Source organism: Arthrobacter sp. TB 23 (assembly GCF_000294595.1).
Taxonomy (GTDB): Bacteria; Actinomycetota; Actinomycetes; order Actinomycetales; family Micrococcaceae; genus Arthrobacter_D.
On sequence record NZ_ALPM01000063.1, the window covers coordinates 14,373 to 28,746 of the forward strand.

Here is a 14,374-nt window from a genome sequence, read left to right on the forward strand (position 1 = left end):
CGGCAGCCGTCGGCCCACAAACAGCGTTGGTGGTACTCAGCCACGTCGCTTACCGCTCAGGGCACCTGGCCGACGTCCCCGCGATCACCGAGGTGGTGCACGACGCCGGCGCACTGGTCCTGTGGGATTTGAGCCACTCCGTCGGCTCGGTGCCCGCCGAGCTGGACCGATGGAACGTGGACTATGCAACGGGGTGCAGCTACAAGTACCTCAACGGCGGTCCCGGCGCTCCAGCCTGGGCTTATGTGGCCCAGCGGCATCTGGAGGATTTTCAGCAGCCGATCCAGGGGTGGCTCGGCAGCGCCGACCCCTTTGGCATGGGCTCGGACTTCGAACCCGCCCCGGGGATCAGGCGGATCATCTCGGGCACCCCGCCCATCATCGGAATGCTGGCAATGCAGGACATGCTCGGACTGATTGCCGAGGTGGGCATGGACGCAGTCCGCGCCAAATCCGTGTCGCTGACCTCGTTTGCGGTGGAAGCGGTGGACGCGCTGATGGGGGAGCACGGCGTCGTCGTCACCTCTCCGCGCGACCCGGGACAGCGCGGGAGCCACATCACCATCGACCACCCCGGCTTCAAGGACCTGATCCCCGAGCTGTGGGCGAAGGGGGTCATCCCGGACTACCGCAACCCCGCGGGTATCCGGCTGGGACTCTCGCCGCTGTCGACGTCGTTCGAGGAGACCTACCTCGGAATCCAGCGGATCGCCGAAAGCCTGCCTCCCGCCTAAACCCCGGCGAAGAAGCTGACTTCTCGGCATTCCGTCCCGGCTTCACCCAGAAGCGGCCGCCGCAGCAAGGTTTGCCGGGTGCAAGCGGCGGTTCTGAGCCTATCGGCCGCTTCGTTGTCGGCTAACCCTCACACTCGGCGCAGTACTTGTCGCCGTTCTTCTCGCGTGCGAGCTGTGTGCGGTGCTTCACCAGGAAGCAGGACATGCAGGTGAATTCGTCTTCCCGTTCGGGGATCACCGAAATAAGGAGTTCTTCCTCAAGGACGGCACCTGGAAGATCGAAGCCCTCAGCGGTGTCGCTTTCATCGGTGTCGATCGTGGACGACTGGGTGGTGGCGCTGCGTTGAGCCTGAATCGCCTCAAGCGATTCATTGACAGGCTGGTCTTCGGGCCTGACGCGTGGTTCGTCGTAGTCAGTTGCCATGCGGGCGGTGCTTCTCCTTCAGTTGTGTGATCAATCAGAGTACAGGGAGCGCCAGCGGAAAGTGGCGGCTTACGCTAACAGCGTGTGGGATACAGATTAAGTTCCCCGATTGTCAAGGGACAAGGTAGCAGGGACGACACTCAGTAGCGCAATCGCGCGGCTGATCGGGCCGGACGCACCCGGTTGGGCCCACCTCACCCGGTCGGTCCGCCTCACCCCTACCTTCCCGCAGCAACTGCCGTCCGGCACAGAACCGCCGGAAGAAACCGGCAAGGCTGTGCCGGACGGCAGTTTCCGGGCCGGGATGCACCACCGGGTTCGTTACTCTAAAGAGATGGCCACAGTTATCCTCGTGCGGCACGGCCGCACCACAGCGAATGCCGCCGGACTCCTCGCCGGGCGGACCGTCGGCGTGAACCTGGACCAGGTCGGACGTGACCAGGCAGCCCTGACGGGTGACCGTCTGGCTGCCGTCCCAGTCGTCGGCGTGGTATCGAGCCCACTCGAGCGGTGTCAGCAGACCGCCCAGTTCATCCTCGATCGTCAACTAGGCAACCCGCTCACTCCCGTCGACCCCGATCTGACCGAATGTGATTACGGCCAATGGCAGGGACGCACCCTCAGCGACCTTGCGACCGAAGACCTGTGGACCGTTGTGCAAGCCCAGCCTTCCGCGGTGACCTTTCCCGGCGGCGAATCCATGGCAGCAATGCAGGCCCGGTCCGTAGCCGCGATTCGCCGCCACGATGCGGCCTTCGAGGCCGAGCACGGGGCAGGTGCGGTGTGGGTGGCGGTGAGCCACGGTGACATCATCAAGTCGATCCTCGCTGACGCACTCGGGATGCACCTGGACCTGTTCCAGCGCATCAATGTGGGGCCGGCCTCCGTATCGATTGTGCGGTACGGCACAAGCCGGCCGAGCGTCTATGCCACCAACACCGATGCCGGGGATCTGTCCTGGTTATCGACAACGGTCCACGCGGCTGATGCACCGGTCGGCGGCGGCGCGGGACCGCAGCCCCCACGAACCTCAATCACCTAAAATAGCTGTATGCCTACTAAAGTTCATGAGTTCACCTGGCCTGATCGAGTTGTTGTCGGAACGATCGGCGCTCCGGGGTCGCGCACGTTCTATCTCCAGGTACGTGCCGGGGCGCAGATCGTCAGCATCGCCCTGGAAAAGCAGCAGTCGGCCCAGCTTGCCGAGAAGATCGACGAGATTCTCGACCAGCTCATCACCCTGGACGGCAACCCGTTCAGCATTCCTGCGAGCACTCCCATTGAACTGGTCGACAATGACCAGCTCGAACCCGTGGAAGAGCAGTTCCGCACCGGGGCCCTGAGTCTCGGTTGGGACCCATCGACAGTTCAGCTGGTCATAGAGGCCTACCCGATCACCGAGATTGATACTGAGGACGACGGCGACGCCGTTGATGAGTCGATCGGCGCAGAAGGGGTCGAGGTGTCCGAAATGCTACTGGTCCGGATGCCGGTCGGTACCGCCCGCGCATTCGCGAAACGCACCCGCGAGATTGTCGACGCTGGCCGCCCCACCTGCCCGCTGTGCGGGGAACCGGTCGACATCGATGGGCACACCTGCACCCTTCCTGAGGCCTGATGCCGACGCCTGACCTTGCGACGGCCGAGCTGACGCTTACCGGTCGCATCACGACAGCGTCGAACGCCACGTTCCTGGGCAGTATCGGCACCGAGGCGGTCGTCTATAAACCCATCGCGGGGGAGCATCCGCTCTGGGATTTTCCCGGCGGAACCCTCGCACACCGGGAGGTCGCCGCGTACCTGGTCTCGCAGTCGTTCGGCTGGAACGTCGTGCCCTTCACCTGGCTGCGTGAGGGTCCGCTGGGCAAAGGAATGGTGCAACTCTGGCAGGAGCAGGACCCGGAGCAGAACCCCGTGGACCTCGTCCCCTCCCACCGGGTGCCCGAGACTGGCTGGAAGCAGGTGTTGAAGGGTCAGGACGAAAACGGTCGGATGGTCGCCCTCCTTCACGAGGACACGCCGGCATTGCGGCGGATGGCAGTGTTCGACGTCGTCGTCAACAACGCCGACCGCAAAGGTGACCACATCCTCGCGATGGGCGACGGACACCGGCACGGGGTCGACCATGGGCTCACCTTCCACAGCGACCACAAGCTGCGCACGGTGCTGTGGGGATGGCTGGGCGACCCCCTGACCGCGGATGAGCTCGACGGTATTGACCGTGTCAGTGTGGGGCTGACCGGTGACCTTGGGGGCGCTCTGGCGGACCTGCTCAGCGCGGAGGAAATCGCTTCGCTGGCCGCACGCTGCGACAAGCTGCGCGCGGACGGGCGTTTTCCGGCGCCGAGCGGTGAGATGTCGGCGGTACCCTGGCCGCTGTTTTAGGGATGTGCCGCGATGGATCTTGAGGTGTCAGCGAAGCTCGTCATTCCCGAGCGTGAACTCGGCTGGCGCTTTTCCAGGTCATCCGGGCCGGGCGGGCAGCACGTGAATACCTCCGACAGCCGGGTCGAATTGTTCTGGAATATTGCGGACTCGACGGTCCTCTCCGACGAGCAGCGCGCGATGCTCCTCAACCGGCTCAGCCGCCACGTCGTTGCCGGAACGGTCACCGTCGTCGCCTCCGAGCAGCGTTCCCAGCTGCGCAACCGCGACACGGCAATGCGCAAACTCGCCGAGCTGGTCACCGTGGGACTGGCTCCCGACGCGAAACCTCGGCGTCCGACCAGGCCCACGCGCGGCTCCGCCCGGCGGCATCTCGTCGCGAAGCAACAGCGGTCGGCCACGAAACGCAACCGGCAGCGCCCTACCGCCGAATAGCGTGATGTGGCACCCTGGATGGCTGTTGCCACTGGATAGCCGTTGCCCCGGCAGAATCGTCCGTCCGAGGTCCCGGTCAGCCGTCGCTGCGCAGGTGCTCGTTGAAGAAGGCGACCACACGCCGCCGTGCGTCCTGTGCGGCGGCTGCATGGTACTTCGTACCGGAGACCGCTCCGAGGAACGACAGGAGCAGCGTGCTATCGGCTGGATTCATCTGGTTCATGAACCCGTGGCCCGCGTCGGGGTAGATCTTGATGTCGTGCTCCACCCCAACGGACTCGAGGATACCTTCCAGCCGCAGACCGGCCTTGCGTCCCATGGGGGACCTGTCCCGGCCACCGTAGCTGCCGACGATCGGACAGGCACCAACCAGCCATTGCGCGGCATCGGCGGGGCAACCGCCGTAATTGGTGCTGACCGCGGAGTAATGGCTCTCCGGGGCAAGCGCGAGGGCATATCCGCCCCCCATGCAAAAGCCAATAACTCCCGTCACTCCGGTGCAACCCTCCTGCCCGACCAGCCAGGCGCGTGCAGCCTCAATATCATCGAAGGTCCTGCCACGGCGGGCGCCGATGTCACGCATGATGATCCGAAGGCATGCCAGCCGATTTCCCCAGTAGTACAGGTCCGGTGCGACGGTCAGAAATCCTTCGGCGGCAAGCCAATCGGCCTGATCACGCAGGTCCTGGCTCATCCCCGAAAAATCATGGGTAATGACAACCCCTGGCCACGGCGGGTCCACTGCGGGCACTGAAACGGAGGCTGGCATGATTCCCTGAGCTGTCTGGATCCGCACATCGGTCATGTCGGCCCCCTCGCTAGCGAATGATGCCGAAACTATCCCAGAGGGGGACTCCTGGCACAAGGGCATGCTCTTTGCCAGGCGACCCATAAGAGGTCGCGCAGCCGGATCGAAGGTGGCGTGGTCGAAGAAAGGCTCCACGTGGTCGAGGGCATAAAAAAACCCCGGCGGACCGGGGTTTTTTCACTGTGCGCGGAGGGGGACTTGAACCCCCACCCTCGTTAGAGGACTAGCACCTCAAGCTAGCGCGTCTGCCATTCCGCCACCCGCGCAGGTGATGTTTTCCGTAGCTCTAAACCTCGGAAGCAGCGAAAAAAACTCTAACACGATCAAGGCCCAAGAGTTTAATCCGCTGCTCGCGGGACCCTCCAGACAAAGTGGTTAGGCTGGTGACACAGCTCATTCGCCATTAGGAGGCCCGCACGATGAATATCAAGCCCGAAGACGAAGTTGTCCGCATCTGCCAGGAACTCATCCGCATCGACACCTCCAACTATGGTGACAACGTGGGCCCCGGCGAACGAGCGGCTGCTGAGTACACGGCGGGCCTGATCGAGGAAGTGGGCCTTGGCACCCAGATTTTCGAGTCCGAACCGGGCCGGGCCTCCGTAATTGCCCGGATGCCCGGTTCTGATCCCTCCCTGCCCGCGCTGGTGGTGCATGGCCACCTCGACGTCGTCCCCGCCCAGAAAGAGGACTGGACAGTCGATCCGTTCAGCGGCGAGGAAAAGGATGGCCTGATCTGGGGCCGCGGTGCAGTGGACATGAAAGACATGGACGCCATGATTCTCTCGGTCCTCCGCAACATGCAGCGCGAAAAAATCCAGCCCAAGCGCGACCTCATCTTCGGTTTCTTCGCCGATGAGGAAGCCGGCGGCAAATACGGGGCATCCTGGCTGGTCGACACCCAGCCAGGCCTCTTCGAGGGAGCCACCGAAGCCATCTCCGAGGTTGGCGGCTTCTCAGCGAACATCGGCGGTCAGCGCACCTACCTGCTGCAGACTGCGGAAAAGGGCATTTCCTGGCTCCGTCTGGTAGCCCACGGCCGTGCCGGTCACGGCTCACAGATCAACACCGACAACGCCGTCACCCGGCTGGCACGCGCCGTCACAAGGGTGGGGGAGTACCGGTGGCCAATTGAGCTCACCCCCACCACCCGCCAGTTCCTCGACGGTGTGACCGAACTCACCGGCGTCGAATTCGATCCTGACAACCCCGAGACGCTCCTCGCCGAACTCGGCACCGTGGCCCGCTTCGTCGGCGCCACCCTGCAAAACACCTCCAACCCCACGGTGCTCAAGAGCGGCTACAAGCACAACGTCATCCCGGGCACAGCCGAAGCCCTGATCGACGTCCGCACCCTGCCCGGCCAGGAGGAACAGGTCCTCGCCACCATCAAGGAGCTCGCGGGCGACGGCGTCGACGTCACCTACGACCACAAGGACGTTTCGCTTGAGGTGCCATTCGCCGGCAACCTGGTGGACTCCATGATCGACGCCCTGCATAGCCAGGACCCCGGCGCGAAGGTCCTGCCGTACACGCTGTCCGGCGGCACAGACAACAAGTCGCTGAGCCGCCTCGGCATCACCGGCTACGGGTTCGCCCCGCTGCAGCTGCCCGACGAACTCGACTTCACCGGCATGTTCCACGGCGTCGACGAGCGGGTACCCACCGAGTCGCTCAAGTTTGGTTCCAAGGTGCTCCACCGCCTGCTCACCACCTACTAGGCAGCGTCCATGGACACCCCCGAGGAAATCCTCCCGGACCGACTCCTGGACACGTTCCGGGAGCGGGCCGCCGGCTACGACGCACGGAACGAGTTCTTCCACGCGGATCTGGCCGATCTCCAAGCCATCGGCTATCTCGCGTTGATGGCACCCGTGAACGACGGCGGCCGGGGGTTGGGCGTCGCAGCGGTTGCCGCGTGCCAACGGCGGCTGGCGTCCGCGGCACCCGCCACCGCCCTGGCCATCAACATGCACCTGGTCTGGACCGGGGTGGCCCTGATGCTGCAACGCCTGGGGGACCACTCCCTGGGTTTCGTCCTGCAGGAGGCCGCCCAAGGGGAGCTGTACGCCTTCGGACTCTCCGAGCCGGGCAACGACGCCGTCCTGTTCGACTCTCTCACCACCGCCACACCACAGGCCGACGGCGGGTACTCGTTCACCGGAACCAAAATCTTCACCAGCCTCGCACCCGCGTGGACGCGGCTCGGGATTTTTGGCAAGGCCACCACACCCGACGGCGCCGGGGAGCTGGTGCACGGAATCGTGACCCGGGGGACCGCAGGGGTCCACACGGTCGAGGACTGGGACACCATGGGCATGCGGGCCAGCCAGTCACACACCACCCGGCTGGACGACGTCGTCGTACCCGCCGAACGGATCTTCAGGCACCTCCCGGTCGGCCCCAACGCAGACCCCCTCATCTTCGCCATCTTCGGGGTCTTCGAGACGCTGCTGTCAGCGGTGTACACGGGGATTGGCGACCGGTCGCTGACCCTTGCCATCGACTCGGCCCGGCAGCGCACCACCGGTCGGGACGGCGTGGCCCTGTCTCAGGCGCCCGAGGTGCGCTGGCAGATCGCCGATGCCGCAATGGCCATCGACTCACTCGATGCCCAGCTACGGTCTGTGGCGCGGGACCTGGACGAGGGTGCAGATCATGGGAGCCAGTGGTTCGCCAAGCTGGTGGGCCTCAAGCTGCGGGCCACCGCCGTGGCCCGGCAGGTCAACGACGCGGCAATGCACCTTGCCGGCGGGCGCGGCTACCAGGCTGGTAGCGAAATCGGCAGGCTCCACCGTGACGTGCTGGCGGGCCAGTACCATCCGTCGTCCACCGAGTCGGCTCACCGCACGGTAGCGACCGCCTGGTTGGGTCCGCAGGAGGACAGTTAGGGCCTCCGGCTCCTAGGCCGTGCGTTCCACCCGGAGGACCTTGCGCCGCATCCAGTACCGGCGTCCGCCACCGATGTAGATGCAACTGCGTTCCAGTTCCCATTTGCCGTACTCGGCGTGTTCGGTCAGCGCCTGACGGGCGGCGTTCACCGGTTCGCCCGCGTTGACGGTCAACACCAGATACTCGTACCGGCGTTCGACGTCGCGCCGGGGCGCCGTCGTTGCGTTCAGAAATTGTTCTCGCATTTCCCTCCAATTTTGATCACTTTACCGATAACGTCTACCCATGAGTATTGATCCGCGTGTCGCGCTCCAAACCTTGGTTTCGGCGCTTGAGGAGCATCTTAACGCTGCCGCATCCCGGCGCGGGGACGAGGATCCGGCCGTTGAGGCCGCCTACCTGGCCATCGCCGACGCCTTCGACACCTATGAGGAAGTCCTCTACGACGCCCACGGGGAAGTGACGCCGCTGGTCATCTATGAAGACGGCGACGACGACGAATCCGACGAGTCCTAGGACTGGGCCGACACTTCGTCGAGCACTGCGGAGATTTGCGCGGGGAGCGGGTCCTGCCCCGCTGACAGGACATCCTTGAGCTGGTGGCTGGTCCGCGCACCGGTCATCGCGGCAGCCACCGTCGGCCGGTGCAGTACCCACCGCAGCGCCACTTCCAGTGGCGCCAGGTCCAGGCCTTTGGCGGCGGTGACCAGTGCCTCGGTGATCCGCTGCGGCCGTCCCGTGAGATACGGCTCCACGTAGGGCGCCCAGAGGTCCGATGCCGCCCGCGAATCCGCCGGGGTCTGACCCCGGTACTTTCCGGTCAGGACCCCACGACCCAGTGGCGCCCACGCCACCAGGCCCACCCCGAGGGCCTCCGCGGCAGGTGTCGCCTCCCGTTCCACGGTGCGGTTCAGCAGCGAGTATTCAGCCTCGTGCGCCGTCAACGGGAAACCAGCTGTGGCCGAGGCGAGGGCAAGTTCCCAACCCGCTTGGTTGGAGACGCCCACGTAGCGGGCCCGCCCCGTCCGGTAGGCCAGTTCCAGTGCCCCGAGGGTCTCATCCAACGGAACGGCATCAAGGCGGGCCGGGGCCAGCCACAGGTCGACGTGGTCGGTTCCCAGCCGGGCCAGGGAAGCATCAAGGGAATCGAGGAGTCCCTTCCGGGACCCGTCAGCGTGCCGCACCCCGCCGTGCTGGCGTGCCGACCCACCCTGGACGGCAAGAACCAGCTCGGACCGGGCGACGGTATCGCCGATCAGGTCCCCGAGGATCGCCTCCGCCCGGCCATCCGAGTAGCGGGCGGCGGTCCCCACCAGGGTGCCGCCGGCCTCGGTGAACAGACGAAGCTGTTCCCGTGCCGTCTCCTCATCCGCGTCCTGCCCCCAGGTCATTGTGCCCAATCCCACACGGGATACCGTCAGACCGCTGCTACCCACGTTTTGCCACTGCATACGGTAAGCCTAAAGCCTCGGGGAGGGCTGTCGCCTACCGGAGGTTGACGGCTGAGTACTCTAAGGTCTTACTTGTGAATTGGATCGAAGCTGCCATCCTGGGCCTGGTGCAGGGCCTGACGGAATTCCTGCCCATCTCCTCAAGCGCCCACCTCCGGATTGTCGGCGAGTTTCTACCGAACGCCCAGGACCCAGGCGCCGCGTTCACGGCGATCACCCAACTTGGCACTGAAACCGCCGTGGTGGTGTTTTTCTGGCGCGACATTGTCAGGATCATTCGGGCCTGGAGTGGGTCGCTCGTCGGGAAAGTACCCACCAGCGACCCGGATGTGAGGATGGGTTGGCTCGTGATCCTCGGCAGCCTCCCGATCGGTGTGCTGGGGCTGCTCTTCCAGGACCAGATCGAGAGCACCCTGCGCAGCATGTGGCTGACCGCCACCATGTTGATCGTGTTTGGGCTCATCCTGGCGGTGGCGGACGCCGTCGGAAAGCAGAACCGGTCCCTGGACCAGTTGACGTACCGGCACGGCATCTTCTACGGCTTCGCCCAGGCGCTGGCCCTCATCCCGGGCGTCTCTCGGTCGGGCGGCACCATCACCGCCGGCCTTTTCATGGGGTACAACCGCGAAGCCGCAGCACGCTATTCGTTCCTGCTGGCCATTCCTGCCGTGTTTGCCAGTGGCTTTTTCCAGTTGTTCAAGAGCATCGGCGAGCCGGGCCCCTACGGGCTGGGGGAGACGGCACTGGCCACCGGTATCGCCTTCGTGGTCGGGTTCATCATCATTGGCTGGTTCCTGAAGTTCGTCTCCACCCGCAGCTACGGCCTCTTCGTCTGGTACCGCATCCTGCTGGGCCTGGCCCTGTTCCTGCTCCTCGGATTCGGCATCATCAACCCCTGATTCCCCTGTCAGCAGAACGTCTGGGGCGGATCGCTGGTCGGGTCACCGCTGCAAGGAACGTATTGTAGAAGTGTGATTGCGTGGAACTCTCGACCTATTCCTGTCCTGCCCGGCGAAAGCGCCGACATCGGCCTGTATGACACCAAGCAGCAGCAGTACGTTACGCTGCCGACGGACTCCCGGCATGGCCTTTACGTCTGCGGGATTACACCCTACGACGCCACCCATATGGGCCACGCCGCGACCTATGTGGCATTCGACCTTCTGAACCGCCTCTGGCGTGACTCAGGCGCCGTCGTGAACTATGTCCAGAACGTCACCGACATCGACGACCCGCTGCTGGAGCGGGCGGCCGCCACGGGGGTGGACTGGACTGATCTCGCCACGCAGCAGACGGATCTGTTCCGCGAGGACATGTACGAGCTCAACGTGATCCCCCCGGACCACTACATTGGGGCGGTCGAATCGATCGAGTGGATTGTCCCGGTGATCGAATCACTGCTGGAACGCGGCATCGCGTACCCCGTCGCCGGCGACGGGGCGGAGCCCGACGGCGACATTTACTTCTCGGTGGATGCAGCGTCCGCATCGCTGACAGGGCCGGAGGCCTGGTTCCTGGGCGCCGTTTCCCACCTCGGCCAGGAGGAGATGACCGGGCTCTTCGCCGAACGCGGCGGGGACCCTGCCCGCCCCGGGAAGAAGCATCCGATGGACCCCCTGCTGTGGCGGGTGGCTCGGGCCGGTGAGCCTGACTGGGACGGCAACACCCTCGGCAGGGGCCGTCCCGGCTGGCACATCGAATGTGCAGTGATTGCGCAGCGGTTCCTCGAACTGCCGTTCACCGTGCAGGCAGGCGGCTCTGACCTGGTATTCCCCCACCATGAGATGAGCGCAGCCCACGCGGAGGCAGCAACCGGCACGCCTCTGGCCAGGCATTACTCGCACGCCGGGATGGTTGGCCTGGACGGCGAAAAAATGAGCAAGTCCCGCGGCAACCTGGTGCTGGTGTCGTCCCTGCGCAGGGACGGCGTGGATCCGGCCGCGATCAGGCTGGCCATTCTCAACCACCATTACAGGTCGGACTGGTCATGGACCGACAAGGTGATTCCCCGTGCCCAGGACCAGCTGTCCAGCTGGCGGCTTGCACTGGGGTCGGCGACTGAGGAATCGGCTGCCGCACTGACCGCTGAACTCCGTGCAGCGCTGGCCAACGACCTCGACGCCCCCGCGGGGGTGGCAGCTGTGGACCGTTGGGCCGCCGAAGCACCCATCTCCGGCGGGACAGCTGACGGTGCCTCCGGCGTGGTCGACGCACTGGATGCGCTGCTCGGCATCAGGCTGACCCGCTAGAGGGGTCCACCGCCCGGACCCTAGCTCAGTCCTTGCGACGCTTTTTCAGGTACCGCTCGAACTCCCGGGCAATCGATTCCCCGCTCGCCTCGGGCAGGTCGGCGGTGTCCTTGGCTTCTTCCAGTTGCCGCACATAGGCGGCCACTTCGGGGTCTTCGATAGCCAGCTCGTCAACACCGCGCTCCCACGCCTCAGACTCTTCGACCAGCACGTGCATGTCCAGGGACAGGTGCAGCATCTCTTCGAGCCGGTTGAGCAGGGCAAGCTGCGCCTTGGGGGACGGGGACTGCCCCACATAGTGCGGTACGGCCGCCCACAGTGACAGCGTCGGTATGTCGGCCAGCAAGCCCACCTCACTGAGCACTCCGACTATCCCGATTGGACCCTCATAGGTGGACGGTTCAATGTCGAGGTTCTCCCGCACCAGATCATCATCCGAGGTGACCGTGACCGGGATGGGCCGGGTGTGCGGCACATCCGCGAGCAGAGCCCCCACCAGGATGATGCAGTCAACATTGAGTTCTTTGGCCGAGGCAATCAGTTCGGCTGTGTACGCACGCCACTTATAGGACGGTTCCACACCGTGCACCAGGATGAGGTCCACGTTCGTCCCGGGGACCGGGGCCTTGCTGATCCGCGTGGTGGGCCACTTGATTTTGCGCCGGCCCTGGGCGTTCCGGCTAACCACCGGGCGGGTGAACTGGAAATCGTAGAACTCGTCAGCGTCGATGCTGGCAACCTTCTCGCTGCCCCAGTACCTGCCCATGAATTTCAGCGCGTCGCTGGCCGCTTCGCCGGCGTCATTCCACCCCTCGAAGGCGGCAAGCATGATCGTCACCCGCCGGTCGGGGGAACCACTGTCCTGGAAAAGGCCACGGATTCCGGGCTGGACGCTCTCATCAAAGGTACTCACCACTTCACCCTAAACCTCCCCGCGCGGTGTTGGCAGCTATTGACTGCACCTTCGCGCAGAGCCAAAGCGGCCGCCGGGCATTAGCCTCCCCGTAGACTGGGGGTATGGCTAATTCCGATCCCAGTACAGTTGCGTCCATTTCCGGGCACGCCACCCACGACGACGACGACGGCCTCCAGGCAGTCCTCTGGGACATGGACGGGACCATCGTCGATACCGAGCCGTACTGGATCCAGGCCGAAAAGGATCTGGTCGCGAAGCATGGCGGCACCTGGTCCACCGCCGACGCCGAAGCTCTGGTGGGGCAGGCGCTGTCCTTCTCGGCGGGGGTCCTGCAACAGGCCGGCGTTGAGCTGGAAATCCGCGAGATCATCGACCACCTGACCACCGAGGTCCAGACCCGGGTCGCCGAAGCTGCGCCCTGGCGACCAGGAGCCGTCGAGCTGCTGGCCGAGCTGAAGGCACAGCACATTCCGTGCGCCATGGTCACCATGTCCGAGGGGCCCCTCGCCGCTGAGGTGGCAAGTCAGCTGCCGGCTGGGACGTTCGAGTTCCTGGTCACCGGGGACATGGTGCGGCGGGGAAAACCCGATCCGGAGGCCTACCTGCTGGGGTTTGACTCCCTCGACGGATCGAGGGGCACGCTATCCAAGCACCGGGTGGTCGCGATCGAGGACTCCCTTCCGGGCGCGACGTCGGCTGGAGCCGCCGGGCTAGTGACGCTGACCGTACCCCACATGATGCCGCTCCCGACCGATCGGGGCTGGTATCAATGGCCCACCCTGAGGCAGAAATCCGTGGCTGACCTCAACCGGCTGGTCCTCGACCACGCGGCGTCGCTCACCGAGCCAGCCGTCCCGGCAGAGTCGGCCTCGCGGTGACCTCACCCGAGGCTCCTGGGCTGCAGCGGCGGGAGGGAATTTCCCTGGGGCGGCTTTGGGGGATTCCCATCGTTCTGGCCTGGTCCTGGTTCGTCATCGCCCTGTTTGTGGTGGTGGTCTTCGGCCCGCAGGTGGCCCGCGCCTTTCCCGGGATCGGGGCCGGAGCCTACGGCGTGGCCCTCGGGTACGCGCTGCTGCTCGCCGCGTCAGTGCTGGTCCACGAGCTCGCCCACGCGCTGTCAGCCCGGGTCTTCGGCTGGCCGACCACGCGCATTGTGCTCAACCTCTGGGGCGGGCACACCCAGTTCGAAAACTTCAACGCCAGCCCGGGCCGCTCGCTGATCGTGGCGCTGGCCGGCCCGGCGGCGAACTTTCTCCTCGCCCTCGCTGGCTGGTTGGCGGTCCCACTCTTTGAACCCCAGTCGGTAGGCCGCCTGCTCGCTGACATTTTCGTGTGGGCAAACCTGTTGGTGGCCGTGTTCAACGTGCTGCCGGGCCTGCCCCTCGACGGCGGACGAATTGTTGAATCTGCTGTCTGGAAGGCTACCGGCAACCAGGACAAGGGCACCGTGGCGGCGGGCTGGGCTGGCCGCGTCATCGTGATCCTGCTCGTGGTTGCCGTCCTCGGACTTCCCTTGCTGGCCGGAGGGACGCCCGACCTGATGGTGGTCATCATCGCAGCGGTGATGGGCGCGTTCCTTTGGATGGGTGCGACGGCGGCCATCAACAACGCCCAGATGCGGCTCCGCCTCCCGGCGATCAGTGCTGGCCGGTTGAAGCAGCCAGCCTTCAGCATCCCGGTCGGAACCACCGTGCAAACGGTCAGGAAACTCGTCCGGGACAACCCGGGGGCGGCCATTGTCCTGACCGGTGCGGGCGGACAACCCGAAGCAGTAGTCGATACCGGCGCCCTGCTCAGCGTCCCGGACGATGCGGCCGAGACCACACCGATCAATGCGGTGGCCCGGGCACTCTCTCCCGGGGCCTACGTGCCGGAAGCAGCCGTTGGCCAGGAACTGGTGCAGTTCCTGGCCAAGCTGCCCGGCAGCGAATACGCGGTCATCGACCGGATGGGACGGGTCACCGGCCTGCTCCACCAGTCGACGGTGGTGTCGGCGATCACCGGCAAACCCTTCCCTGGCCAAAATTCCTGACCTGCCGCCACCGACGTGTGCGTGCTCTACCCCCAATAGCTAAGGACG

16 protein-coding genes, 1 tRNA gene and 1 pseudogene (1 of these 18 running past the window's edge) are annotated in these 14,374 nt (G+C 65.2%); 12 read left to right on the forward strand and 6 right to left on the reverse strand.

Annotated features, from left to right (window positions below; all coding sequences use genetic code 11):
* A pseudogene (locus B384_RS0108500) lies at window positions 1-734 on the forward strand (kynureninase) (it extends 499 nt beyond the left edge of the window).
* A 121-nt stretch (window positions 735-855) separates the two neighbouring features.
* Here the strand turns inward: B384_RS0108500 and B384_RS0108505 are convergent.
* Window positions 856-1,158 carry a DUF4193 domain-containing protein gene (locus B384_RS0108505; protein WP_019482691.1) on the reverse strand — a complete coding sequence of 101 codons (303 nt, stop codon included), beginning with the start codon at window positions 1,156-1,158 and terminating at the stop codon, window positions 856-858.
* Window positions 1,159-1,492: 334 nt separating this feature from the next.
* On the opposite strand from B384_RS0108505, the gene B384_RS0108510 reads away from it, so the two are divergent.
* From B384_RS0108510 to arfB, 4 genes are read left to right on the forward strand one after another with little or no spacing between them, the layout of a single operon-like run.
* Window positions 1,493-2,200: an MSMEG_4193 family putative phosphomutase gene (locus tag B384_RS0108510; RefSeq protein WP_026041060.1), complete on the forward strand. Its 708-nt coding sequence runs from the start codon at window positions 1,493-1,495 to the stop codon at window positions 2,198-2,200.
* Between the two features lie 9 nt (window positions 2,201-2,209).
* Window positions 2,210-2,776, forward strand: coding sequence for a DUF3090 domain-containing protein (locus tag B384_RS0108515; RefSeq protein WP_019482693.1), 567 nt, complete (start codon window positions 2,210-2,212; stop codon window positions 2,774-2,776).
* Window positions 2,776-3,543, forward strand: coding sequence for an SCO1664 family protein (locus B384_RS0108520; protein WP_019482694.1), 768 nt, complete (start codon window positions 2,776-2,778; stop codon window positions 3,541-3,543). Before B384_RS0108515 ends, B384_RS0108520 begins: the two co-directional genes overlap by 1 nt.
* Window positions 3,544-3,555: 12 nt before the next feature.
* The gene (gene arfB, locus B384_RS0108525; RefSeq protein ID WP_019482695.1) at window positions 3,556-3,978 is read left to right on the forward strand and encodes an alternative ribosome rescue aminoacyl-tRNA hydrolase ArfB; all 423 of its coding nucleotides are present in this window, start codon (window positions 3,556-3,558) and stop codon (window positions 3,976-3,978) included.
* Between the two features lie 76 nt (window positions 3,979-4,054).
* Here the strand turns inward: arfB and B384_RS0108530 are convergent, their stop codons facing one another.
* Window positions 4,055-4,783, reverse strand: a complete 729-nt coding sequence (locus tag B384_RS0108530) for a dienelactone hydrolase family protein (RefSeq protein ID WP_019482696.1) — start codon at window positions 4,781-4,783, stop codon at window positions 4,055-4,057.
* A 186-nt stretch (window positions 4,784-4,969) separates the two neighbouring features.
* Window positions 4,970-5,052, reverse strand: a tRNA-Leu gene (locus B384_RS0108535).
* 153 nt (window positions 5,053-5,205) lie between these two features.
* Here B384_RS0108535 and B384_RS0108540 point away from each other — a divergent pair.
* Window positions 5,206-6,507, forward strand: coding sequence for a M20/M25/M40 family metallo-hydrolase (locus B384_RS0108540; protein WP_019482697.1), 1,302 nt, complete (start codon window positions 5,206-5,208; stop codon window positions 6,505-6,507).
* Window positions 6,508-6,516: 9 nt separating this feature from the next.
* Window positions 6,517-7,677, forward strand: a complete 1,161-nt coding sequence (locus B384_RS0108545) for an acyl-CoA dehydrogenase family protein (protein ID WP_019482698.1) — start codon at window positions 6,517-6,519, stop codon at window positions 7,675-7,677.
* 12 nt (window positions 7,678-7,689) lie between these two features.
* On the opposite strand, the gene B384_RS0108550 is transcribed toward B384_RS0108545, so the two are convergent.
* Window positions 7,690-7,923, reverse strand: a complete 234-nt coding sequence (locus B384_RS0108550) for a DUF5703 family protein (RefSeq protein ID WP_019482699.1) — start codon at window positions 7,921-7,923, stop codon at window positions 7,690-7,692.
* Window positions 7,924-7,963: 40 nt separating this feature from the next.
* On the opposite strand from B384_RS0108550, the gene B384_RS0108555 reads away from it, so the two are divergent.
* Window positions 7,964-8,194, forward strand: a complete 231-nt coding sequence (locus B384_RS0108555; protein WP_019482700.1) for a hypothetical protein — start codon at window positions 7,964-7,966, stop codon at window positions 8,192-8,194.
* Here B384_RS0108555 and B384_RS0108560 read toward each other — a convergent pair.
* Complete coding sequence (locus B384_RS0108560) at window positions 8,191-9,129, reverse strand: aldo/keto reductase (protein ID WP_026041061.1); 939 nt, start codon at window positions 9,127-9,129, stop codon at window positions 8,191-8,193. The two genes, B384_RS0108555 and B384_RS0108560, sit on opposite strands and share 4 nt — an antisense overlap.
* 74 nt (window positions 9,130-9,203) lie before the next feature.
* On the opposite strand from B384_RS0108560, the gene B384_RS0108565 reads away from it, so the two are divergent.
* Both B384_RS0108565 and mshC read left to right on the forward strand, forming a co-directional pair.
* Window positions 9,204-10,028: an undecaprenyl-diphosphate phosphatase gene (locus tag B384_RS0108565; RefSeq protein ID WP_019482702.1), complete on the forward strand. Its 825-nt coding sequence runs from the start codon at window positions 9,204-9,206 to the stop codon at window positions 10,026-10,028.
* A 72-nt stretch (window positions 10,029-10,100) separates the two neighbouring features.
* A complete protein-coding gene (gene mshC, locus B384_RS0108570; protein ID WP_019482703.1) occupies window positions 10,101-11,378 on the forward strand; it encodes a cysteine--1-D-myo-inosityl 2-amino-2-deoxy-alpha-D-glucopyranoside ligase in 1,278 nt (425 codons plus the stop codon).
* A gap of 25 nt (window positions 11,379-11,403) precedes the next feature.
* Here the strand turns inward: mshC and B384_RS0108575 are convergent, their stop codons facing one another.
* On the reverse strand, window positions 11,404-12,258 hold the full coding sequence (locus B384_RS0108575) for a PAC2 family protein (RefSeq protein ID WP_237715276.1): 855 nt from the start codon (window positions 12,256-12,258) through the stop codon (window positions 11,404-11,406).
* Between the two features lie 137 nt (window positions 12,259-12,395).
* Here B384_RS0108575 and B384_RS0108580 point away from each other — a divergent pair, with 137 nt between their 5' ends.
* A complete protein-coding gene (locus B384_RS0108580) occupies window positions 12,396-13,172 on the forward strand; it encodes an HAD family hydrolase (protein WP_019482705.1) in 777 nt (258 codons plus the stop codon).
* Window positions 13,169-14,326, forward strand: a complete 1,158-nt coding sequence (locus tag B384_RS0108585) for a site-2 protease family protein (RefSeq protein ID WP_019482706.1) — start codon at window positions 13,169-13,171, stop codon at window positions 14,324-14,326. The genes B384_RS0108580 and B384_RS0108585 overlap by 4 nt, the downstream gene beginning before the upstream one ends.
* The last annotated feature ends 48 nt before the right edge of the window (window positions 14,327-14,374 follow it).

Excerpts from the sequence above, each read along its gene's own strand:
- B384_RS0108555 (WP_019482700.1), top strand. The coding sequence starts at position 7,964 with ATGAGTATTGATCCGCGTGTCGCGCTCCAAACCTTGGTTTCGGCGCTT.
- B384_RS0108530 (WP_019482696.1), bottom strand. The coding sequence starts at position 4,783 with ATGACCGATGTGCGGATCCAGACAGCTCAGGGAATCATGCCAGCCTCC.
- B384_RS0108510 (WP_026041060.1), top strand. The coding sequence starts at position 1,493 with ATGGCCACAGTTATCCTCGTGCGGCACGGCCGCACCACAGCGAATGCC.
- B384_RS0108545 (WP_019482698.1), top strand. The coding sequence starts at position 6,517 with ATGGACACCCCCGAGGAAATCCTCCCGGACCGACTCCTGGACACGTTC.
- B384_RS0108560 (WP_026041061.1), bottom strand. The coding sequence starts at position 9,129 with ATGCAGTGGCAAAACGTGGGTAGCAGCGGTCTGACGGTATCCCGTGTG.
- B384_RS0108540 (WP_019482697.1), top strand. The coding sequence starts at position 5,206 with ATGAATATCAAGCCCGAAGACGAAGTTGTCCGCATCTGCCAGGAACTC.
- B384_RS0108550 (WP_019482699.1), bottom strand. The coding sequence starts at position 7,923 with ATGCGAGAACAATTTCTGAACGCAACGACGGCGCCCCGGCGCGACGTC.
- arfB (WP_019482695.1), top strand. The coding sequence starts at position 3,556 with ATGGATCTTGAGGTGTCAGCGAAGCTCGTCATTCCCGAGCGTGAACTC.
- B384_RS0108505 (WP_019482691.1), bottom strand. The coding sequence starts at position 1,158 with ATGGCAACTGACTACGACGAACCACGCGTCAGGCCCGAAGACCAGCCT.
- B384_RS0108515 (WP_019482693.1), top strand. The coding sequence starts at position 2,210 with ATGCCTACTAAAGTTCATGAGTTCACCTGGCCTGATCGAGTTGTTGTC.
- B384_RS0108520 (WP_019482694.1), top strand. The coding sequence starts at position 2,776 with ATGCCGACGCCTGACCTTGCGACGGCCGAGCTGACGCTTACCGGTCGC.
- B384_RS0108580 (WP_019482705.1), top strand. The coding sequence starts at position 12,396 with ATGGCTAATTCCGATCCCAGTACAGTTGCGTCCATTTCCGGGCACGCC.